At 70.9% G+C, this 477-nt stretch carries 1 pseudogene; it reads left to right on the forward strand.

From position 1 onward, the window contains the following. Positions 1–477 (forward strand): annotated as a pseudogene (locus A985_RS28930) (RND transporter); the annotation flags it as partial.

A 477-nucleotide genomic window follows, 5' to 3' on the forward strand; every position in this document is an offset into this window, starting at 1 on the left:
CCGACGGCGCTCTACAACATGTTCGTGGGACAGGTACAGGCACGCTACACGTTCGACTTATTCGGCGCCGCTCGCTTCGCCGACGCGTCGCTGGCGGCCCAGGTCGATCAGCAGGCGTTCCAGCTCGAATCGGCGCGGCAGGCGCTCGCGGCGAATATCGTCTCCGGCGCCATCGGGGCATCGGTGCTCGGTGCACAGGTCAAGGCGACCGAGCGGCTCGTCGAACTGGCGCAGGCCGACGCTACAGAAATGGCCCGGCGAGAAGTGCTCGGCGCCGTCTCCCGCGCCGACGCGCTGGCGTCCGCGCAAAACGCCGAGACGCTCGCTGCGTCGCTGCCCGGGCTGCGCGCGCAGTGGCAGTCCACACGCTACGCGTTGGCCGTGTTGCTGGGCCGCACGCCCGATCGCGCCCCCGACGATGTGCCGCTGGGCGCGCTGAAGGTCCCCGAACGGGTGCCGGTCGTCGTGCCGTCGACG

The organism is Pandoraea sp. B-6 (assembly GCF_000282835.1).
GTDB classification, from domain to species: Bacteria; Pseudomonadota; Gammaproteobacteria; order Burkholderiales; family Burkholderiaceae; genus Pandoraea; species Pandoraea cepalis.